18 protein-coding genes and 1 riboswitch are annotated in these 19,226 nt (G+C 74.7%); of the genes, 4 read left to right on the forward strand and 14 right to left on the reverse strand.

Going from position 1 to position 19,226, the window contains the following annotated elements; genetic code table 11:
• The first annotated feature begins 5 nt into the window (after positions 1-5).
• Positions 6-1,868, forward strand: coding sequence for a glycoside hydrolase family 3 protein (locus AES38_RS04290; RefSeq protein WP_053773933.1), 1,863 nt, complete (start codon positions 6-8; stop codon positions 1,866-1,868).
• 85 nt (positions 1,869-1,953) lie between these two features.
• Positions 1,954-3,093, forward strand: coding sequence for a LacI family DNA-binding transcriptional regulator (locus AES38_RS04295; protein WP_053773934.1), 1,140 nt, complete (start codon positions 1,954-1,956; stop codon positions 3,091-3,093).
• Positions 3,094-3,099: 6 nt separating this feature from the next.
• Here the strand turns inward: AES38_RS04295 and AES38_RS04300 are convergent, their stop codons facing one another.
• The 5 genes from AES38_RS04300 to AES38_RS04320 form a co-directional block, all read right to left on the reverse strand.
• Positions 3,100-3,312: a hypothetical protein gene (locus AES38_RS04300; RefSeq protein ID WP_244629232.1), complete on the reverse strand. Its 213-nt coding sequence runs from the start codon at positions 3,310-3,312 to the stop codon at positions 3,100-3,102.
• On the reverse strand, positions 3,309-3,863 hold the full coding sequence (locus AES38_RS04305) for an MOSC domain-containing protein (RefSeq protein WP_053773935.1): 555 nt from the start codon (positions 3,861-3,863) through the stop codon (positions 3,309-3,311). Before AES38_RS04305 ends, AES38_RS04300 begins: the two co-directional genes overlap by 4 nt.
• A gap of 172 nt (positions 3,864-4,035) precedes the next feature.
• Entirely contained in the window at positions 4,036-5,439 is a 1,404-nt protein-coding gene (locus AES38_RS04310) for an MFS transporter (protein ID WP_053773936.1), read from the reverse strand.
• 104 nt (positions 5,440-5,543) lie between these two features.
• Positions 5,544-6,959, reverse strand: a complete 1,416-nt coding sequence (locus AES38_RS04315) for an MFS transporter (protein WP_053773937.1) — start codon at positions 6,957-6,959, stop codon at positions 5,544-5,546.
• A gap of 187 nt (positions 6,960-7,146) precedes the next feature.
• Entirely contained in the window at positions 7,147-8,415 is a 1,269-nt protein-coding gene (locus tag AES38_RS04320) for an MFS transporter (RefSeq protein ID WP_072174611.1), read from the reverse strand.
• Between the two features lie 184 nt (positions 8,416-8,599).
• Between AES38_RS04320 and AES38_RS04325 the strand changes: the two genes are divergently transcribed.
• Complete coding sequence (locus AES38_RS04325) at positions 8,600-8,908, forward strand: hypothetical protein (RefSeq protein WP_053773938.1); 309 nt, start codon at positions 8,600-8,602, stop codon at positions 8,906-8,908.
• 28 nt (positions 8,909-8,936) lie between these two features.
• Here the strand turns inward: AES38_RS04325 and ribH are convergent, their stop codons facing one another.
• The 8 genes from ribH to AES38_RS04365 all read right to left on the reverse strand — a co-directional run bounded on the left by ribH (position 8,937) and on the right by AES38_RS04365 (position 16,574).
• Positions 8,937-9,419, reverse strand: coding sequence for a 6,7-dimethyl-8-ribityllumazine synthase (gene ribH / locus AES38_RS04330; protein WP_053773939.1), 483 nt, complete (start codon positions 9,417-9,419; stop codon positions 8,937-8,939).
• The gene (locus AES38_RS04335) at positions 9,416-10,774 is read right to left on the reverse strand and encodes a bifunctional 3,4-dihydroxy-2-butanone-4-phosphate synthase/GTP cyclohydrolase II (protein WP_053773940.1); all 1,359 of its coding nucleotides are present in this window, start codon (positions 10,772-10,774) and stop codon (positions 9,416-9,418) included. Before AES38_RS04335 ends, ribH begins: the two co-directional genes overlap by 4 nt.
• The gene (locus AES38_RS04340; protein ID WP_053773941.1) at positions 10,771-11,412 is read right to left on the reverse strand and encodes a riboflavin synthase; all 642 of its coding nucleotides are present in this window, start codon (positions 11,410-11,412) and stop codon (positions 10,771-10,773) included. The genes AES38_RS04335 and AES38_RS04340 overlap by 4 nt, the downstream gene beginning before the upstream one ends.
• Complete coding sequence (ribD, locus tag AES38_RS04345; RefSeq protein WP_053773942.1) at positions 11,412-12,464, reverse strand: bifunctional diaminohydroxyphosphoribosylaminopyrimidine deaminase/5-amino-6-(5-phosphoribosylamino)uracil reductase RibD; 1,053 nt, start codon at positions 12,462-12,464, stop codon at positions 11,412-11,414. The genes AES38_RS04340 and ribD overlap by 1 nt, the downstream gene beginning before the upstream one ends.
• Positions 12,465-12,534: 70 nt before the next feature.
• Positions 12,535-12,678, reverse strand: a riboswitch (FMN riboswitch).
• Between the two features lie 66 nt (positions 12,679-12,744).
• Positions 12,745-13,509 carry an HAD family hydrolase gene (locus tag AES38_RS04350; RefSeq protein WP_053773943.1) on the reverse strand — a complete coding sequence of 255 codons (765 nt, stop codon included), beginning with the start codon at positions 13,507-13,509 and terminating at the stop codon, positions 12,745-12,747.
• A complete protein-coding gene (gene trpS, locus AES38_RS04355; RefSeq protein WP_053773944.1) occupies positions 13,506-14,519 on the reverse strand; it encodes a tryptophan--tRNA ligase in 1,014 nt (337 codons plus the stop codon). Before trpS ends, AES38_RS04350 begins: the two co-directional genes overlap by 4 nt.
• Before the next feature lie 74 nt (positions 14,520-14,593).
• Complete coding sequence (locus AES38_RS04360) at positions 14,594-15,439, reverse strand: exodeoxyribonuclease III (RefSeq protein ID WP_053773945.1); 846 nt, start codon at positions 15,437-15,439, stop codon at positions 14,594-14,596.
• Positions 15,440-15,449: 10 nt separating this feature from the next.
• Positions 15,450-16,574, reverse strand: a complete 1,125-nt coding sequence (locus AES38_RS04365; RefSeq protein ID WP_053773946.1) for a YihY/virulence factor BrkB family protein — start codon at positions 16,572-16,574, stop codon at positions 15,450-15,452.
• Between the two features lie 125 nt (positions 16,575-16,699).
• On the opposite strand from AES38_RS04365, the gene ptsP reads away from it, so the two are divergent.
• On the forward strand, positions 16,700-18,355 hold the full coding sequence (gene ptsP, locus AES38_RS04370) for a phosphoenolpyruvate--protein phosphotransferase (RefSeq protein ID WP_072174612.1): 1,656 nt from the start codon (positions 16,700-16,702) through the stop codon (positions 18,353-18,355).
• A 78-nt stretch (positions 18,356-18,433) separates the two neighbouring features.
• On the opposite strand, the gene AES38_RS04375 is transcribed toward ptsP, so the two are convergent.
• Positions 18,434-19,195 carry a succinate dehydrogenase iron-sulfur subunit gene (locus AES38_RS04375; protein ID WP_053773947.1) on the reverse strand — a complete coding sequence of 254 codons (762 nt, stop codon included), beginning with the start codon at positions 19,193-19,195 and terminating at the stop codon, positions 18,434-18,436.
• Between the last annotated feature and the right edge of the window lie 31 nt (positions 19,196-19,226).

Raw genomic sequence — 19,226 nt, forward strand, 5'->3', positions numbered from 1 at the left:
CCCCCATGCCCCGCGCCCCGCGCACGCTCCTCACCGCCCCCGACGGCACCCGGTTCCGCGACCTCGACGGCGACGGGGTGATGGCGCCGTACGAGGACCCGCGGCTGACCCCCGAGGAGCGGACGGCCGACCTGGTGGGCCGCCTCAGCCTCGCCGAGAAGGCCGGCCTCATGTTCCAGACCGTGATCGAGGTGGGCGCCGACGGCGAGCTGAAGGAGGAGCCGGGCGCGATCTCGAAGTCCGGCACCACGGAGGTCGTGGTGGGCAAGGCCATGAACCACTTCAACGTGCACGAGATCCGCACGGCCCGGCAGGCCGCGCGCTGGAGCAACCGGCTGCAGGAGCTGGCGGAGTCGACGCCGCACGGGATCCCCGTCACGGTCAGCACGGATCCGCGGCACGCCTTCGTCGAGAACGCGGGCGTCGCCTTCTCGGCGGGCCCGTTCTCCCAGTGGCCGGAGGCGCTCGGCCTCGCGGCCCTCGACGACGTCGACGCGATCCGCGCGTTCGCCGACACCGCGCGGCAGGAGTACGTGGCCGTGGGGATCCGCGCGGCGCTGCACCCCCAGATCGACCTCGCCACCGAGCCGCGCTGGGGCCGGCAGGCGCAGACGCTCGGGCACGACGCCGACCGCGTCGCCGAGTTCACGGCCGCGTACCTCGAGGGCTTCCAGGGCGACGCGCTCGGATCCACGAGCGTCGCCTGCACCACCAAGCACTTCCCGGGCGGCGGCCCGCAGAAGGACGGCGAGGACGCGCACTTCCCCTACGGCCGCGAGCAGGTGTACCCGGGCGGCATGTTCGAGTACCACCTGCGCCCGTTCCGCGAGGCGATCGCGCGCGGGACCGCCGCGATGATGCCGTACTACGGCATGCCCGAGGGGCTCGTGCGCGGCGGCGAGGAGATCGAGCCGGTGGGCTTCGGCTTCAACCGGCAGGTGATCACGGGGCTGCTGCGCGAGGAGCTCGGCTACGACGGCGTCGTGGTCACCGACTGGGAGCTCGTGAACGACAACCACGTGGGCGACCAGGTGCTGCCGGCGCGCGCGTGGGGCGTCGAGGAGCTGACGCCGCACGAGCGGATGCAGCGGATCATCGAGGCGGGCTGCGACCAGTTCGGCGGCGAGGAGTGCGTCGACGTGCTGCTCGACCTCGTGGCGGACGGCCGCGTGACGGAGGCGCGCATCGACGAGTCGGTGCGCCGCCTGCTGCTCGTGAAGTTCCAGCTGGGGCTCTTCGACGACCCGTACGTCGACGAGGACGCGGCCGAGCGGATCGTCGGCCGCGCCGACTTCCGCGAGCTCGGCACCCGCGCGCAGGCCGCGTCGGTCACGGTGCTGGAGAACCGGGAGCGCGACGGGCGCCCGACGCTGCCGCTCCCGGTCGACGGGCCGCGGCTGCGCGTGCACGTCGAGGGGCTGCGGCCGGAGGCGCTCGACGGCTGGGCGGATCCCGCCGCGACCCCCGAGGAGGCCGACCTCGCCATCGTGCGGCTCGGCGCCCCCTTCGAGCCGCGCTCCGACCTGTTCCTCGAGGCGTGGTTCCACCAGGGGTCGCTCGAGTTCCCGCCCGGGCTCGTGCACCGGCTGCGGCGGATCGCCGACCGTTGCCCGCTCGTCGTCGTCGTCAACCTCGACCGGCCGGCGATCATGACGCCGCTGCTGCCGTTCGTCTCCGCGCTCGCCGTGGACTACGGCAGCTCCGACGCGGCCGTGCTCGACGCGCTCACGGGCAGGGTCGCGCCGGTGGGGCGGCTGCCGGTGGAGATCCCGCGCTCGATGGACGCCGTGCGCGCCTCGCGCACGGACGTGCCCTCGGACACGGAGGACCCGGTGTACCCGCTGCACCACGGTCTCCGGATCCCCTGATCGCGGCGGTGCCCGCCCCGCGGTCGCCGCGGGCTCGGTCGGCCGCGCCCTCCTCGCCTACGCTTCCAGGAGAGAGGACGGTCGCATGAGCCCCCGACGCCCCACGGTCTACGACGTCGCCGAACGCGCGAAGGTCTCCATCGCGACCGTGTCGTTCGCGTTCAGCCGACCGGACCAGATCAGCCAGGCGACCCGGGAGCGGGTGCTCGAGACGGCCCGCGAGATCGGCTACATGCCGAGCGCGTCCGCCCGCGGCCTCGCCCGGGGCCGCACGGGCGCGCTCGGCCTGCACTCGTTCGACCTCCTCATCGACCGGCCGCTCCAGCGCGAGCCCGACGAGCCGGCCGCGGCGGCCGACGCCGGGGCCCAGCGGGAGCCGTACGCGCCCGGCCGCACGTTCCTCCCGTGGGACGAGGCGGGCGAGGTCGCGGCGGATCCGCGCGCGTTCCCGCTCTACGTCGACGAGGTGCGGCGCGGCTTCGAGCTCGAGTGCCGCGCCCACGACCGGCCCGTGATGCTCAGCCGCGGCAGCGACACGACGACCGCGGTCGCGGAGTCCGCCGGCCGCGTCGACGGGCTCGCGATCTTCCCGGGCCCGTCCGCGGCGGCGTCGCTCACGCGCGTCTCGCTCAGGATGCCGATCGTGCTCTTCAGCTACCCGCCGGCCGACGACGGGCACCACCGGGTCACGTCCGACAACGCCGGGGGAGCGCGCGACCTGGTGCGGCACCTCGTCATCGAGCACGGGATCACCGACCTGGGCTTCGTGGGCGCCACGACCGTCGGCGACTACCGGGAGCGGTTCGAGGGGTGCATGGCGGCGCTGGCGGAGCTCGGCGTCCCGGCTCCGGACGAGGTGCTCGACGACACCGTGCTCGGCGAGGGATCCGGCTTCGGCGGCGTCATGGCCGCGCTCCGGGCGGGCCGCCTGCCGCGCGCGCTCGTGTGCGCGAGCGACCAGCTGGCCCTCGCGCTCGTCGACCTGCTGCGGGCGGAGGGCGTGGACGTTCCGGGCGACGTGGTGGTCACGGGCTTCGACGGGATCCTCGCGGGCCTCCTCTCGACGCCGCGGCTGACGACCGTGCGGCAGCCCATGGAGGCCATGGGGCGCGCGGCCGCCCGCATCCTCATCGACACGACGAGCGCCCCGCAGCAGGCGGATCCGGTGACCCTGCGGCTCGGCACGAAGCTCGTGGTGCGCGAGAGCTGCGGCTGCCGGGGCTGACGTCGCCTAGCGCCGCAGCGACCGCCGGCGCACGACCTCCACGACGAGGCCGATCACGACGAGCGCGGCGCCGGCCGCGACGAACGCCCAGGCCACCCCGATGCCGTCCGGCTCCTCGCCCGCGATCCCGCCCATCACGGCGCCGAGCGCCACGGCGAGGACGAGCGCGCCGGATCCCGCGACGACGGCGGCCAGGACCTTCACGTCGATCGCCGTCACACCGGCTGCAGCGCCAGCTGCTCGCCCGCGGGCAGCTCCACGCGCACGGCGTCGTCGGGGCGGACCTCGCCGCCGGTGATCACGACGCCCATGACGCCGGACTTCCGCACGACGTTGCCGTCGGCGTCGCGGTCGAGCACCGCCTTCATGGCGCCCGCGCCGAGCGCGTCGATCTGGATGCAGGGGTTCCGCAGCCCGGTCAGCTCCACGACGGCCTCGTCGCCGAGGTGCAGCCGGGTGCCGGTCGGCAGGTCGAGGAGCGGGACGCCCGCGGTCGTGACGTTCTCGCCGAGGTCACCGGGGCCCACCGCGTAGCCCTTGCCCGCGAGCTCCTCGTGCAGCTCGGCGTGGACCAGGTGCACCTGGCGGAGGTTCGGCGCGTCCGGGTCGCGGCGCTTCCGGGAGAGGTGCTGCACGGTGGTGCCGAGGTGCGCGTCGCCCTCGACGCCGAGCCCGGCGAGGAGCGTGATCGACGTGCGGACGGGCTTGGAGAAGCGGTGGGCGTCGTCGCGCGCGACCGCGAGGACCCGGGGCGAGGGGGACGGCTGCATGCCTGCGACGATAGCGACGCCGCGCCCGCGGGGCGAGCCCTCCCGCCGGACGGGGGCGCGACGTGCCGCACGTGCCGCCCGGCATGCGTCGTGGTCGCGCCGTGGGCGGGGGACGCGCGGAGGGCCGGGCCGACGTGTCGGCCCGGCCCTCCCGATCGTCGGCTCGCGGTGATCAGTTCGCCGCGTCGGACGTCGTCGCGCCCTCGCCGTGCTCGCGCAGCACGAGGAGCGCCGCGAACGAGATCGCCGACGCGACGCTGAGGTAGACGCCGACGAGCATGACGCCGCCGCCCCCGACGTCCCACAGCCAGGTGGCGATGAAGGGCGCCACGGCGCCGCCGATGATGCCCGCGAGGCTGAACGCGAGGGACGCGCCCGTGTAGCGGACGTCGGTGGCGAACATGGCCGGCAGCAGGGATCCCACGGCGCCGTAGGCGAGGCCGATGAGCACGAAGCCGAGGATCACGAACATGAGCGTGCCCGGCAGGCCCGCGGCGAGCAGCGGGTCCATCAGGAGGCCGAACACGACCATGCCGAGCGCGCTCCGGACGACGACCGGCCGCGCGCCCATGCGGCCCGCCAGGGCCCCGGACACCACGATGGCCGCGGCGAAGAACACGACGCCCACGAGGAGCATCAGCAGGAAGTCGGTGCGCGCGAAGCCGAGGCCGGCGTGGAACGTGGACGCGTCGAACGGCTTGCCCGCCTTCGTGGCGGCGGCCTCGGCGGCTTCGGCCGTGCGGGGCGACGTGGCGTAGGTGACCGCGAACGTGGTCATCAGGTAGAAGAGCGTGAACGTGGCGAGCAGGGCGAAGGACCCGAGGAGCAGCCCGCGCCAGCCGGTGCGGATCGTGCGGCCGAGCGGCAGCCGCGAGGTGGCGCCGCGGTCGAGCACGCGCTGGAACTCGGGCGCCTCGACGAGCTTCACGCGCACGTACAGGCCCACGAGCACGAGGGCCGCGCTCGCGATGAACGGGACGCGCCAGCCCCAGGCCTGGAGGTCGGCCGGGGTGAGCGTGAGCGACAGCACGAGGAACAGGCCGTTCGCGAGGATGAAGCCGATGGGCGCGCCGAGCTGCGGGAACGTGCCGTAGAGGGCGCGCTTGCCGGCGGGCGCGTTCTCGGTGGCGAGCAGCGCGGCGCCGCCCCACTCGCCGCCGAGGCCGAGGCCCTGGATGAAGCGGAGCACCGCCAGGGCGGCGGGGGCCGCGATCTCCCAGCCCGGCGTGAGGCCGCTCGGCAGGCAGCCGATGAGCACGGTCGCGATGCCCATGGTGAGCAGCGACGCGACGAGCGTGCGGGTGCGGCCGAAGCGGTCCCCGAAGTGGCCGAAGAGCACGGATCCGATGGGGCGGGCGAAGAACGCGACGCCGAACACGGCGAGCGACTGCAGCTGCGCGACGGTCGGGTCGTCGTTCGCGAAGAAGAGCGCGGGGAAGACGAGCACGGCGGCGGTCGCGTAGACGTAGAAGTCGAAGAACTCGATGGAGGTGCCGACGAGGCTCGCGACCAGCACGCGGGAGCGCGGGTTGGCGGGGGCGGCGAGGGGCGGGGCGGTGGCGGGGGCAGCGGACATGGCGGTGGCTTCCGTCGGTGGGGCGGGGAGACGCCACGGATCGTGGCGCGCCGACGGTACCGGCGCTCCCCGCCCCTCGGGGCCCACCGTTCACATGACGTGGGTCAACTGACGTTCCCGGCGTAGTCCGCGTCGCGCGTCTCGCGGCTGATGACGAGCGCCACCAGCGTGATGGCGGCCATCGCGCTCAGGTACACGCCGACGAGCAGCACGTTCCCGTCGAGGAGCTGCCAGAGCGCCACCGCGATGAACGGCGCGACCGCGGCGCCGAGGATGCTCGCGACGTTGTAGCTGATCGCGGATCCCGTGTAGCGCACGTTCGTCGGGAACAGCTCCGGCAGCACGGCGCCCATGGGGCCGAAGGTGAGGCCCATGAGCGTGAAGCCGATGATGAGGAGCGCCATGGTGCCTGCGAAGCCGCCCGCGAACAGGGGCACGAAGAGCAGGCCGAAGACCAGGATCCCGAGGGTCGTCGCGATGAGCATCTTGCGGCGGCCGTACCTCTCGGCGAGCGGCCCCGAGACCATGGTGAAGATGCCGAAGAACACGACGCCCACGATGAGCATCAGCAGGAAGTCGTTGCGCGCGTAGCCGAGGCCCGCGGCGAACGTGTCCGGGTTGAACGGCTTGCCGGCGGCGGTCGCGGCGGCCTCGGCGGTGGCCGCGTCGCGCGCCGTGGTGCCGTAGGTGAGCGTGAACGTCGTCATCAGGTAGAAGAGCGTGTAGGTCGCCAGCATGATGAAGGTGCCGAGGATCAGGGGGCGCCAGCTCGTGACGAACACGCGCGCGACGGGCAGCTTCGCCACCTCGCCGGAGTCGACGACCTTCTGGAACGCGGGCGTCTCGATGAGCTTGAGGCGCACGTAGAGCCCGACGATCACGAGCACGGCGCTCGCGAGGAACGGCACGCGCCAGCCCCACGACTGGAACTGCTCGGGGCTGAGGCCGAGGCTCAGCGCGAGGAAGACGCCGTTCGCGACGATGAAGCCGATGGGCGCGCCGAGCTGCGGGAACGTGCCGTAGATGGCGCGCTTGCCGGCGGGCGCGTTCTCGGTCGCCAGCAGCGCCGCGCCGCTCCACTCGCCGCCGAGGCCGAGGCCCTGGCCGAAGCGCATGATCACGAGGAGCGCGGGCGCCGCGACCTCCCAGCCGGGCGTGAGCGCGGTGGGCAGGCAGCCGATGAGCACGGTCGCGATGCCCATGGTGAGCAGCGACGCCACGAGCGTCCCCTTGCGGCCGATGCGGTCGCCGAAGTGGCCGAAGAGGATGGATCCGATGGGCCGGGCGATGAACGCGACGCCGAACACCGCGAACGACGCGAGCTGCGCGACGGTCGGGTCGTCGTTCGCGAAGAACAGCGCGGGGAAGACGAGCACGGCGGCGGTCGCGTAGACGTAGAAGTCGTAGAACTCGATCGACGTGCCGATGAGGCTCGCGATGATGACGCGCGAGCGCGAGTTCCCGGCGGGCGGGGTGGTGGAGGGGGTGGCGGCGGTGCGGGCCGCGGGGGTCGTGGACATGCGGGGAGACGGCTTTCGGCTGATGCGGCGTGAGCGGCAGGGGCGCGCGGAGGGGCGGGCGCGCCGGTCGGGCGCGGGCGCCGGGTGCGGCGGGAGTCGAGGGGGCCACTCGTGATGGCTCCCTGAGCCTACGCCCGCCGGGGAGTCGGCTGGGAATCCGGGGGCGGGGTTGCAGAGGTGGCGCGGGTCAGCCGCCGGTGGGCGTCGGGGCGGGTGCCGGCAGCGGAGCGTCTACCGCGCCCGCGACCGCGGCGCGCGGCAGGAGCCGGGGCAGGCCGACGGCGGCGGCGACGGGGAGCGCCGCGAGGATCCCCCAGGCCAGCGCGGGCGCCGTGTCGAGCAGCGCGCCGACCGCGCTGCCGCCCACCAGCACCGCGACCCCGCCGCAGCTCGCCAGCAGCCCGTAGTAGGAGGCGGTGGGGCGGCCGGCCGCGAAGGCCGGCACGAGCTCCATCGTCACGGGGCCGACGAGCATGTGCGCGACGGTCAGGCACACGATCAGCACCGCGACGGGAGCGAGCACGGCGCCGGCCGGCGGTGGCACCGCGGCGGCGAGGGCGACCGCGGCGAACCCGACGGCGCTCGTGCCGAAGCCCAGGGCGAGCGCGCGGGCGGGTCCGATGCGGCGGGCGAGGAGCGCGACCGGCCACTGCAGCGAGATGGTGAGGAGCGAGACGGCGAGGAACGCGGATCCGACGGCGCCCGCCCCGGCGCCCGCGCGGCCGAGCTCGAGCGGCAGGCCGAGGTAGAGCTGGTTGTAGGCGAGGAGGTCGACGGCGAAGAGGGCGGCGTAGGCGAGGAAGCGGCGGTCGCGGACGGCGGCCCACGGGTCGCGCGGCGTCCTGGTGCCGGCCGCCCGATCGGCTGCGGCCGAGCGGCCGGCGCCCGTCGGGATCACGCACCGGAGCGCCACCCCGACGACCGTGAAGAGCGCGGCCGCCGACAGGGCGGTCGTCGCGAAGCCGTGGCCGAGGAGCGCCGCGCCGACGAGCGGACCCGTGGCGGCGCCGACCTCGCCCACCAGCACGAGCGCCGCGAACAGCGACGGGCGTCCCGGCCCTCGCGTCTCCCGGGCGCGGACGTCCGCGGCGGCGACGAGGCTCTGCAGCGCCGGGCTGAAGAGCGCGCCGCCGAGCCCCGTGAGGATCGCGCCGAGGAGGAAGCCCGGCAGGTCCGCGGCCAGCGCGAGGCCGAGGTAGCCGGAGACGCGCACGGCGCAGCCGGCCGTGATGAGGATCCGCGGGCCGAACCGGTCGGCGAGCATCCCGCCGAGGAGGAAGAGGCCCTGCTGGCTGAAGGTGCGTGCGCCGAGGACCACGCCGATCGCGAGGGCGCCGAGCCCGAGGTCGTCGCGCATGACGGTCGCGAGGAACGGCACGACGGCGTAGAAGCCCACGTTGAAGACGAGCTGGCTGCCGAGGAGCACCGCGGGGCGGGGGCGGGCTCCAGCGGGCATGCGGCGTCGGACCTCCTCGCGGCGTCGGGCGGTCCGACGCACCGACCGACCCTAGTGACAGCGGTTCTCCGGAGCGAATCCGGTGCGGGCCCGATGGCGGGACGAGCGTTCCGTAGGGTCGGGGCAGGCGCCCCGTCGGATCCCGTGCCGCGGGACCGCCGTCGCCGACGACGCGAGGAGCCGCATGGAGCACGAGACCGGACGCATCGTCCTCCCGAACGTCGCGAAGGTGCTCGGCGCGGTCGCGCTCGTGTCCTTCGGCACCGGCTACTGGTACGCGGCGATCCCGTGCGTCGTCGTCGTGGTGCTCTGCGTCCTGCAGCTGCGGCGCTGGACGCAGCGCGAGCTCGAGGAGCGCGCCCGACTCGGGGAGTCGCCGACCGAGGAGGAGCAGGAGGCCGCCCCGCGGTGGGACGCGGACGGCGGGATCTCGCTGGGCCCGCGCCCGGACGGGGATCGAGCGGACGAGGATCGGCCGGACGCCCCGCGCTAGCACGGCGAGGGGAGTCCGGCCGGGCCGATCACGCCCCGCGGATCCCCTTCAGCAGCAGCGCGGTGGTGACCGCGGCCTCGGCCGCCTCGGCGCCCTTGTCCTCCTTCGAGCCCGGGAGCCCCGCGCGGTCGATGCCCTGCTGCTCGTCGTCGAGCGTGAGCAGCCCGAAGCCGATCGGCTTGCCGGTGAGGAGCGATGCCTGCGTGAGCCCGGAGGTCGCGGCGTCGGAGACGTACTCGAAGTGCGGGGTGCCGCCGCGGATGATGACGCCGAGCGCGACGACCGCGTCGGCTCCCGCATCCAGCGCCGCGCGCGCGACCACGGGCAGCTCGAAGCTGCCGGGTACGCGGATCACCGTGGTGGTGACGCCGGCCGCGTCGAGCACGCGCTGCGCGCCCGCGAGGAGGCCCGCGCTGATCTCGTCGTGCCAGCGTCCGGCGACGACGGTGACCCGGAGGCCCGTCCCGTCGAGCGCGGTGGGGTCGATCTCGGGTGCTCCGTGTCCGCTCATGCGGTCTCCTCCTCAGGGGTGGTGATGGTGGTCGTGGCGGCGGTCGCCGTGGTGGTGCGCAGCCCGTCGGGCGCCTCCGCGTCCGGGTAGGCGTCGGGGCCGATGTGCATGTCGGTGTCGAGCACCATGCGGTGCCCCATCCGGTCGCGCTTCGTCTCGAGGTAGCCCGCGTTCACGTCGTTGACGCCCACGACGAGCGGCACGCGCTCCGTCACCTCGACGCCGTGCGCCTCGAGCTGACGGACCTTCTCGGGGTTGTTGGTGAGCAGGCGCACGTCCTCGATCCCCATCTCCTGCAGGATCGCGGACGCCGCGCCGTAGTCGCGCGCGTCCGCGGGCAGGCCGAGGGCGACGTTGGCGTCGAGCGTGTCGAAGCCGTCCTCCTGCAGCCGGTAGGCGCGCAGCTTGTTGACCAGGCCGATGCCGCGTCCCTCGTGCCCGCGCAGGTACACGACCACGCCGCCGGTGCGCTGGATCTCGTCGAGCGCCGCGTCGAGCTGCGGCCCGCACTCGCACTTGAGGGATCCGAGCGCCTCGCCCGTCAGGCACTCCGAGTGCACGCGCACCAGGGTGCCGTGCGCGCTCGGCTCGCCCGCGACGATCGCGACGTGGTCGGCGCCCGTCGTGCGGTCGCGGTAGGCGCGCAGCCTGACCGTGCCGTGCGTGGTGGGCACGGTGGTCTCGACCTCGAAGATCACGCGCGACGCCTCGGGGATCTCCACCGCCGGCTCCAGCGCCCGGTCGCAGTGGAACTCCTCCAGGTGCGCCTTCAGCGCCTCGATCGTGACGACGAGCACGCCCTCGCGCTCGCCGAGGGCGAGGAGGCCGGGCAGGCGCATCATCTCGCCGTCGTCCTGCACGATCTCGCTGATCGCGCCGACGGGCGTGAGGCCCGCGAGCGTGAGCAGGTCGACCGCGGCCTCGGTGTGGCCGTCGCGCTCGCGCACGCCGCCGTCCACCGCGCGCAGCGGGAGGATGTGGCCGGGCCGGTGCAGGCTCGTCGGCACGCTGTCGAGGTCGGCGAGCACGCGGAGGGTGTGCGCGCGGTCGGACGCGCTGATGCCCGTGGACAGCCGGTCGGCCGCGTCCACGGAGACCGTGTACGCGGTGCCGCGCGGATCCCGGTTGTCGGCCACCATGAGCGGCAGCTCCAGCCGGTCGGCGATCTCGTTCGTCATGGGCGCGCAGATGAACCCGGACGAGTGCTTCACCAGCCAGGCCACCCACTCGGGCGAGGCGGACTCGGCGGCGAGCAGCACGTCGCCCTCGTTCTCGCGGCCCTCGTCGTCGACGACGATCACGGGCCGGCCGGCGCGCAGCTCCTGCAGCGCGGCGGGGATGTCGGCGAGGCTCACGAGCGGGCCTCCGTCCGGCCGTCGCGCGCGTCGAGCGCGAGCATCCGCTGCACGTGGCGGGCGAGGACGTCGGTCTCGAGGTTCACCTCGTCGCCGGGCTCGAGCGCGCCGAGCGTGGTGGCGGTGAGCGTCTCGGGGATGAGCGACACCTCGAACCACGCGTCCTCCGCGGGCACGTCGGTGGGGCTGACGGCGCTCACGGTGAGGCTCACGCCCTGCACGGTGATGGATCCGCGGTCCACCACGAGCGGCGACAGGTCGGCGGGCAGCGAGAAGCGGAGGATCCGCCACGCCTCTCCCGGCGTGGTCGCGAGCAGGCGCCCGGTGCCGTCGACGTGGCCCTGCACGATGTGGCCGCCGAGCCGGTCGCCGACGCGCGCGGCGCGCTCGAGGTTCACGGGGTCGCCCACCGCGAGCCGCCCGAGCGAGCTCATCACGAGCGTCTGCCGCATGACGTCGGCCGTGAACCCCTCGGGCGTCTGCGCGACGACCGTGAGGCACACGCCGTCGACGCTGATGGAGTCGCCGTGCCGGGCGTCGGACACCGCGAGCGGCGCCTCCACCGTGATCCGGGCGGAGTCGCCCTCGGTCTCGAGCGCGAGGACGCGTCCGCGCTCCTCGATGATCCCTGTGAACATCACTGGCCTTCCGTGGTGGGTCGCGCGATCACGAGGAGGTCGTCCCCGAGCCGCGTCGTGCTGATGAGGGTGAGTCGGTGGGCGGCCGGCATGCTCGGCACGCCGAGGTCGCCGGTCGCGGTGCGGGGGCCGCCGAGGAGGACGGGCGCGAGGTAGGCGACCACCTCGTCCACGAGGCCGGCCGCGACGAGCGCGGAGACGATCGTGGGGCCGCCCTCGACGAACACGTGGCGGATGCCCCTCCGGCCGAGCTCGTCGAGCGCCGCCGCGGGGTCGTGGCCGGCGATGCGGACGAGGCGGCGCGGGTGCCGGTGCACGGCCGCGTCCTCCGGGATCGCGCGGTCGCCGAGCACGACGGGCGCGGGCTGGTGCGGGTACGGGATGCCGTCCGGCCGGCGGGCGGTGAGCGCGGGGTCGTCGGCGAGGACGGTGCCCGTGCCCACGAGGATCGCGTCGGCCTCCGTGCGGCGGCGGTGCACGTCCTCCCGGGCGGCGGCTCCGGTGATCCAGCGGCTGGTGCCGTCGGCGGCGGCGATGCGGCCGTCGAGGCTGGAGGCCCACTTCGCCGTGACGAAGGGGCGGCCGAGCCGGGCGGATCCGAGCCACACGCGCAGGAACGCCTCCGCGTCCTCCGCCAGCACGCCCGCGACGACCTCGACGCCGGCCGCGCGCAGCCGGGCCGCGCCGCCGGAGGACGCGGCGCCCGGGTCGGCGACGGCGTAGGCGACGCGCGCGACGCCCGCCTCGACGAGCGCGGCGGCGCACGGTCCGGTGCGGCCGGTGTGGTTGCAGGGCTCGAGCGTGACGACCGCGGTCGCCCCGCGCGCGCCGCCCGCGGGCAGCTGCCGGAGCGCGTCGACCTCGGCGTGGGCGGATCCGGCGCCGCGGTGGCGGCCCTCGGCGATCACGCGGCCGGAGGCGTCGAGGATCACGCAGCCGACGCGCGGGTTCGGCCCCCAGGCGGGACCCTCGGCGGCGAGCTCCAGGCCGCGGCGCATGGCGCTCTCGAGCGCGTCCGCGTGCGCGGGGCCTGCCGTCGGGTGGTCGTGCATGGTGTCCTCGTCCGTGGACGGACTCCGGGCGCGGTCGACGGACCTCGACGCCGGCAGGGTCGCTGGCGCCGCGTGCTGCCTCCCATCCGGACTTTAACCGTCGGTCCCGGAATCCCACCGGATCGGCGGACGAGGCTCCCGGGGACCCGGTCGCGCATCGTCCGTTCGCGGACTGTCACCGCCGGCTCGGACTTCCACCGACCCCGGAGCACGTGTATGGGTCGAGATTAGCCCACGCGGCGGGGACGCAGGGGCCCGTGACGCTGCGCGACCTACGCCCTCAGCGGACGGCGAGCGCGTCCACGGCGTCGGCGAGCCGGTCGAGCGCGGTGATCCGCACGACGCCGGCGGCCGGGGGAACGTCCCCCTCGCCGAGCGCGTCGAACCACACGCCGCCCGCCAGGCCCGCGTCGACGGCCCCGACCGCGTCGGTGCGCAGCCGGTCGCCCACCATCACGGCGTCGGCCGGTTCCACGCCCGCCTCCCGGCAGGCGAGCAGGAAGATCCGCGGGTCGGGCTTGGTGAAGGCGAGGTCGCCCGAGCAGACGACGGGGGAGAGGCGGTCGGTCAGCCCGGCCGCGGCGATCTTCGGCTCCTGCTGGCTCCGCTCGCCGTTCGTCACCACGCCGAAGCGCACGCCCGGGTGCCGCCGCGCGATCTCGTCGAGGGCCTCATGCGCGCCCGGCAGGGACCGCCACGACGCCTCGTACCCGGCGAGGTACCCGGCGAACCAGGCGTCCGTCGCGGCGTCGTCGTCCGCGAGCGCGCCGGCGAGGCGATCGGCCTCCGCGGATCCCCAGGCCTCGGCGAACCCGCGCACGCGCGCCCGCCGCTGCCCCTGGTAGTCGAGCTCGCCCGCCAGGTACCGGTGGTAGTGCTCCTCCTCGAGCGCGACCCACAGCGCGACGGCCCGCTCGACCTCCGCCGGGTCGGACGCGTCGAGCAGCCCGCGGTCGGCGAGGTGCGCGGTGATCCCGTCGGCCACGGCGCCGCGGTGGTCCACCAGCGTGTCGTCGAGGTCGAGCAGGACCAGCCGCAGGGTCACCGGCCCGCGCGCCGCACGAGGCCGACGGCGTCGTGCACGCGGGCGAGCATGGCGTCGGCCCGCTCCTCCGCGCGCTCGGCGTTGCCGGCGAGCACCCGGTCGAGCTCGGCCGGGTCGTCCAGCAGCTCCAGGGTCCGCGCGCGGACGGGCTCGAAGACGCCCGTCACCACCTCGGCCACGTCCTTCTTCAGGTCGCCGTAGCCGCGGCCCGCGTACCGCTCCTCGAGCGCCGGCACGGCCGTGCCCTCGAAGGCCGAGAGGATCGTCAGCAGGTTGGAGACGCCGGGCTTCTCGCCGCGGTCGAAGCGGATCTCGCGGCCCGTGTCGGTGACGGCGGAGCGGATCTTCTTGGCCGTCCTCGCGGGCTCGTCCAGCAGCCACACGACGCCCGCGTCGCTGGCGGCGGACTTGCTCATCTTCGACGTCGGGTCCTGCAGGTCGTAGATGCGCGCCGTGTCCTTCTGGATCATCGGCTCCGGGATCCGGAACACGTCGCCGAAGCGCGAGTTGAACCGCTTCGCGAGGTCGCGCGTGAGCTCCACGTGCTGCTTCTGGTCGTCGCCGACCGGCACCACCTCGGTGCCGTAGAGCAGGATGTCGGCGGCCATGAGCGTCGGGTACGCGAACAGGCCGAGCGTGGTCGCGTCCGCGCCCTGCTTCTGCGACTTGTCCTTGAACTGGGTCATGCGGCTGGCCTCGCCGAAGCCGGTGAGCGTGTTGAGGATCCACGCCAGCTCGGTGTGCGCCGACACGTGCGACTGCACGAAGAGCGTCGAGACGGCCGGGTCGATGCCCGCCGCGATGTACTGCGCGGCCGTGCGCCGGGTCGAGTCGCGGAGGGCCTTCGGGTCCTGCGGCACGGTGATCGCGTGCAGGTCGACGACGCAGAACACGGCGTCGTGCGTGGTCTGCAGCTCCTTCCACTGGAGGAGCGCGCCGATGTAGTTGCCGATCTGCAGCGAGTCGGCGGACGGCTGCATGCCGGAGAAGAGGACGGGACGAGCGGTCATGGCGATGCCTTCGTGTGCGGAGCGCGGGGCGCTCGGGGGGGGCGCCGGTCGGGCGCGGGAGGGAGGGGTGCGGATCAGATGGCGTAGTCGACGACGACGGGCGTGTGGTCCGACCATCGCCGGTCGTACGCCTCGGCCCGGTCGACCGCGTAGCCGACGACCTTCTCGGCGAGGGCGGGCGTCGCGAGCTGGTAGTCGATGCGCCAGCCGGTGTCGTTGTCGAACGCCTTGCCGCGCCAGCTCCACCACGTGTACGGGCCGTCGACCTCGCCGGACTGCTGGCGGCCCACGTCGACCCAGCCGAGGCCGGGGCCCGTGGACCCGTCGACGCCCGTGACGTCCTCGCCGCGGGGGCCGAGGATGCGGTCGAGGTACGCGCGCTCGCGCGGCAGGAACCCGGCGCGCTTGACGTTGCCCTTCCAGTTGCGGATGTCGAGCTCGCGGTGGCCCACGTTGAGGTCGCCGACGACGACGGCGAGCTCGGAGTGCTCGGCGATCTCGGGCAGGCGCCGCTCCATGCCGTCGAGGAAGCGCCACTTCTCGTCCTGCTTGGCCGTGCCGACCTCGCCGGAGTGGACGTACGCGCTCACCACCGTGACGATCGTGCCGTCCACGTCGTAGTCGGCCTCGAGCCAGCGGCCCGCGCTGTCGAAGTCCTCCTCGCCGATGGCGACGCGGTGGATCTCCGCGCGGCGGCGGCTCGCGATGGCGACGCCCGCGCGGCCCTTGGCGGTGGCGGCGTCGTGCAGCACGTTCCACTCGGGGCCGAGGAGGCCCTCGATGTCGCTCGTCTCGGCGCGGACCTCCTGGATGGCGAGGACGTCGACGTCGCGCGTGGCGAGCCAGTCGCCCATGCCCTTGCGGAACGCGGCCCGGATGCCGTTCGTGTTGATGGACGCGACGCGGAGGTTCGAGGGCATGGGGACGATCCTAACGGCGGTGCTCGCCGCGCAGCCGGAGCAGGACCCGCGTCAGCCCGCGCGACTCGGCGTACCGCTCGCGGGCCCGGGCGCGCTCCTCCTCCTCGAGGATCCGGCGGGCCTCGTCGAGCTTCGCGAGCCTCTCCGCCTCCAGCTGCTCCGGGGTGAGGTCGCGCGCGTCGATGCCCCGGTCGGCCATGCCGACGGCGATCCACGAGGCGCAGACCAGGATGACCTGGCAGATGAGGTTGAACCAGATCAGGAGACCGATGATCACCGCGAACGACGCGAGCAGCGGGTTGCGGCTCGCGCCGCCGAGGAGCGCGGTCCCGAGCACCTTGAGGACGCCCATCGCCACGCCGCCGAGGAGCGCGCCCTGCAGCAGCTGCGGCCGCGGGATCCGGACGCCCGACAGGATCCGGTACGCCCCCGCGAGCACGGCCGTGTCGAGCGCGAGCACGAGGGCGAGGCCCACGGTGCGGCCGACGACGATCGCCAGCAGCGAGTCCTCGCCCACCTGCACCAGGCGGAACACGAAGCCCAGCAGGCCCGTGCTCACGACCGACAGCGCCGCCGAGAGCACCATCGCGAGCGCGAAGACCAGGGCGAGCCCCAGGTCCTTCACCTTGAGCCACAGGAAGAACGTGGTGGGCGGAGGCAGCTCGAAGATGCGCCGCACGGAGTCGCGCGTGGACGCGAGCCAGCCGAGGGCGGTCACGAGCAGGCCGATGGACCCGATGATCCCGGTCGCCCGCACGGCGTCCGACGCGAGCAGCGCCTGCGGGTCCTCGATCGCCCCGCCCTCGCCGAACAGCCCGGGGACCGCGCCCTGGATGAGCGACAGCAGGGAGTCGAGGAGCGCCGGGTTGCCGGCGAGCACGGATCCCGCGACCGAGAACCCGACCGCGAGGGCCGCGAACACCGCGAAGACCGCCTGGTACGACATGCCGGCCGCGAGGATGGGGCCGCCCGCGGCACCGTAGGCGAGGAACACCCGCACGGGCTTCAGCTCCATGACCCGCGCGATGAGGGCCGGGATGCCGGTGGGCGCCGGGCCGTCGGCGGGCGTCGCGCCGGTCGCGGGGGATCCGGGTGCGGGGCGCTCGGGGCGTCCGCGGCCGTCGGGGGCGGTCATCCCCCGAGGATACGGCGCTCCGGGCCCCTGGTAGCGTGGACGGGCCGTTCCGGCAGCCCGGCCGGACCGCCGCTCGCGCGGACGCCACCCGACCGCGCGGCCCGCACCCGAACGAGGGAGTCCCTGTGCGCATCACCGGCATCGGAGTAGGACACGGAGTGGCCACCGGCCCCGTCATGCGGATGCCCGACCCGCTGCCCGAGCCCGGCACCGAGCGCTTCACGGGCGACGCCGACGCCGAGGTCGCCCGCGTCTCCGCGGCGCTCGTCGCGACCGCCGACGACCTCGCGGAGCGCGGCGCCCGCGCCGGCGGCGAGGCGAAGGACGTGCTCGACGCGCAGTCGCTCATGGCGCGCGACCCCGCCCTCCTCGACTCGGTCGGCCGCCTCGTCGGCCAGGGCCGCTCGGGCGAGCGCGCCGTCTTCGAGGCGTTCGCCACCTTCCAGGAGCTGCTCACGGGCATGGGCGGCTACATGGCCGAGCGCGCCGCCGACCTCGCGGACGTCGCCCAGCGCGTCATCGCCCGGCTCCGCGGCGTGCCCGCCCCCGGGATCCCCACCGCGGACGCGCCCTTCGTCCTCGTCGCGCGCGACCTCGCCCCGGCCGACACCGCGCTCCTCGAGCTCGACCGCGTGCTCGCCCTCGTCACCACCGACGGCGGCCCCACGAGCCACACCGCGATCCTCGCCCGCAGCCGCTCGATCCCCGCCATCGTCGGGGCGACGGCCGCCGCCGACCTCGCCGAGGGCACCCGGGTTGTCGTCGACGCCGCGGCCGGCGTCGTCATCGCGGATCCGTCCGACGCCGAGCGCGAGGACGCCCTCCGCCGGATCCGCGCCCGGGAGGAGGCGCTCGCGGCCCCGATCACCGACGGCGCCCTCGCCGACGGCACGGCCGTCCCGCTCCTCGCCAACCTCGGTTCCCCGGCCGAGGCCGCGCGCGCCGTCGAGCTCGGCGCCGAGGGCGTGGGCCTCTTCCGCACCGAGTTCCTGTTCCTCGACGCCGCCGAGGCGCCGTCCGTCGCCGAGCAGACGGCCCAGTACACGGCGCTCCTCGAGGCGTTCCCCGGCCGCAAGGTCGTCGTCCGCGCGCTCGACGCCGGCGCCGACAAGCCGCTCGCCTTCCTCACCGACGCCCACGAGGAGAACCCCGCGCTCGGTCTCCGCGGCCTCCGCGCGCTCCGGGCGAACCCCGCCGTCCTCCGCGACCAGCTCACGGCCCTCGCCGCGGCCGACGCCGCGACCGACGCCGACCTCTGGGTCATGGCGCCCATGGTCGCCGACGCCGAGGAGACGGCGTGGTTCGTCGAGCTCGGCCGCGAGCTCGGCCTCCGGACGGTCGGCGTCATGGCCGAGGTCCCGTCGCTCGCGCTCCTCGCCGACCAGGTCGTCGAGGTCGCCGACTTCGTGAGCGTCGGCACCAACGACCTCACCCAGTACACGATGGCGGCCGACCGGATGCTCGGCTCGGTCGCGTCCTACCAGGACCCGTGGCACCCGGCCGTCCTCCGCCTCGTGCGCGCCCTCGGCGACGCGGGCCGTGCGTCCGGCACCCCGGTCGGCATCTGCGGGGAGGCGGCGGCGGATCCGCTCCTCGCGGTCGTGCTCGTCGGCCTCGGCGCGACGACCCTCTCGATGACCCCCGCCGCCCTCGCGGACGTCCGCCTCGAGCTCGGCCGCCGCACGCTCGAGGACGCGCGCGCCGCCGCGGACGCCGTGCTCGCGGCGCGCTCGGCCGCGGGTGCCCGGAAGGCCGCCGAGCAGGTGCTCGCCGGCCGCTGACCCGCGACCCGCGCACGACGACGGCCCCGCCGCTCCGAGGAGCTGCGGGGCCGTCGCACGTGCGGGGGAGCGGAGGCGCTACGCCTTGCCGCGCATGATCGCCTGCTTGACCTCGGCGATCGCCTGGGTGACCTGGATGCCGCGCGGGCACGCCTCGGAGCAGTTGAAGGTCGTGCGGCAGCGCCACACGCCCTCCTTGTCGTTGAGGATGTCGAGGCGCACGTTCGACTCGTCGCGCGAGTCGAAGATGAAGCGGTGCGCGTTGACGATGGCGGCCGGGCCGAAGTACTGGCCGTCGGTCCAGAAGACGGGGCACGACGACGTGCACGCGGCGCACAGGATGCACTTGGTGGTGTCGTCGAAGCGGGCGCGCTCGGCGGCGGACTGGATCCGCTCCTTGCCCTTCTCCGGCTTCGTGTTGGAGATGAGGAACGGCTGCACGTCGCGGAACGACTCGAAGAAGGGCTCCATGTCGACGACCAGGTCCTTCTCCAGCGGCAGGCCCTTGATGGCCTCCACGTAAATGGGCTGGTTGATGTCGAGGTCCTTGATGAGCGTCTTGCAGGCCAGGCGGTTGCGGCCGTTGATGCGCATCGCGTCGGATCCGCACACGCCGTGCGCGCAGGAGCGGCGGAAGGTCAGCGACCCGTCCTGCTCCCACTTGATCTTGTGCAGCGCGTCGAGCACGCGGTCGGTCGGGTAGACCTCGACGTCGAAGTCCTCCCAGCGGGGCTCGGCGTCCTGGCCGGGGATGAAGCGGCGGATGATGAGGGTCACCGTGAAGGTGGGGATGGCCGAGGCCTCTCCCGCGGGGGGTGCGTCCAGGGTTGCGGTGCTCACGGGTGCTGTCCTATTCCGTAGGTGGTGCGGT

The sequence above is a fragment of the Clavibacter capsici genome, assembly GCF_001280205.1.
GTDB lineage: Bacteria > Actinomycetota > Actinomycetes > Actinomycetales > Microbacteriaceae > Clavibacter > Clavibacter capsici.

Excerpts from the sequence above, each read along its gene's own strand:
- AES38_RS04320 (WP_072174611.1), bottom strand. The coding sequence starts at position 8,415 with ATGCCCGCTGGAGCCCGCCCCCGCCCCGCGGTGCTCCTCGGCAGCCAG.
- AES38_RS04290 (WP_053773933.1), top strand. The coding sequence starts at position 6 with ATGCCCCGCGCCCCGCGCACGCTCCTCACCGCCCCCGACGGCACCCGG.
- AES38_RS04365 (WP_053773946.1), bottom strand. The coding sequence starts at position 16,574 with ATGACCGCCCCCGACGGCCGCGGACGCCCCGAGCGCCCCGCACCCGGA.
- AES38_RS04315 (WP_053773937.1), bottom strand. The coding sequence starts at position 6,959 with ATGTCCACGACCCCCGCGGCCCGCACCGCCGCCACCCCCTCCACCACC.
- trpS (WP_053773944.1), bottom strand. The coding sequence starts at position 14,519 with ATGACCGCTCGTCCCGTCCTCTTCTCCGGCATGCAGCCGTCCGCCGAC.
- ribD (WP_053773942.1), bottom strand. The coding sequence starts at position 12,464 with ATGCACGACCACCCGACGGCAGGCCCCGCGCACGCGGACGCGCTCGAG.
- AES38_RS04310 (WP_053773936.1), bottom strand. The coding sequence starts at position 5,439 with ATGTCCGCTGCCCCCGCCACCGCCCCGCCCCTCGCCGCCCCCGCCAAC.
- AES38_RS04360 (WP_053773945.1), bottom strand. The coding sequence starts at position 15,439 with ATGCCCTCGAACCTCCGCGTCGCGTCCATCAACACGAACGGCATCCGG.
- AES38_RS04340 (WP_053773941.1), bottom strand. The coding sequence starts at position 11,412 with ATGTTCACAGGGATCATCGAGGAGCGCGGACGCGTCCTCGCGCTCGAG.
- AES38_RS04295 (WP_053773934.1), top strand. The coding sequence starts at position 1,954 with ATGAGCCCCCGACGCCCCACGGTCTACGACGTCGCCGAACGCGCGAAG.
- AES38_RS04325 (WP_053773938.1), top strand. The coding sequence starts at position 8,600 with ATGGAGCACGAGACCGGACGCATCGTCCTCCCGAACGTCGCGAAGGTG.
- ribH (WP_053773939.1), bottom strand. The coding sequence starts at position 9,419 with ATGAGCGGACACGGAGCACCCGAGATCGACCCCACCGCGCTCGACGGG.
- AES38_RS04305 (WP_053773935.1), bottom strand. The coding sequence starts at position 3,863 with ATGCAGCCGTCCCCCTCGCCCCGGGTCCTCGCGGTCGCGCGCGACGAC.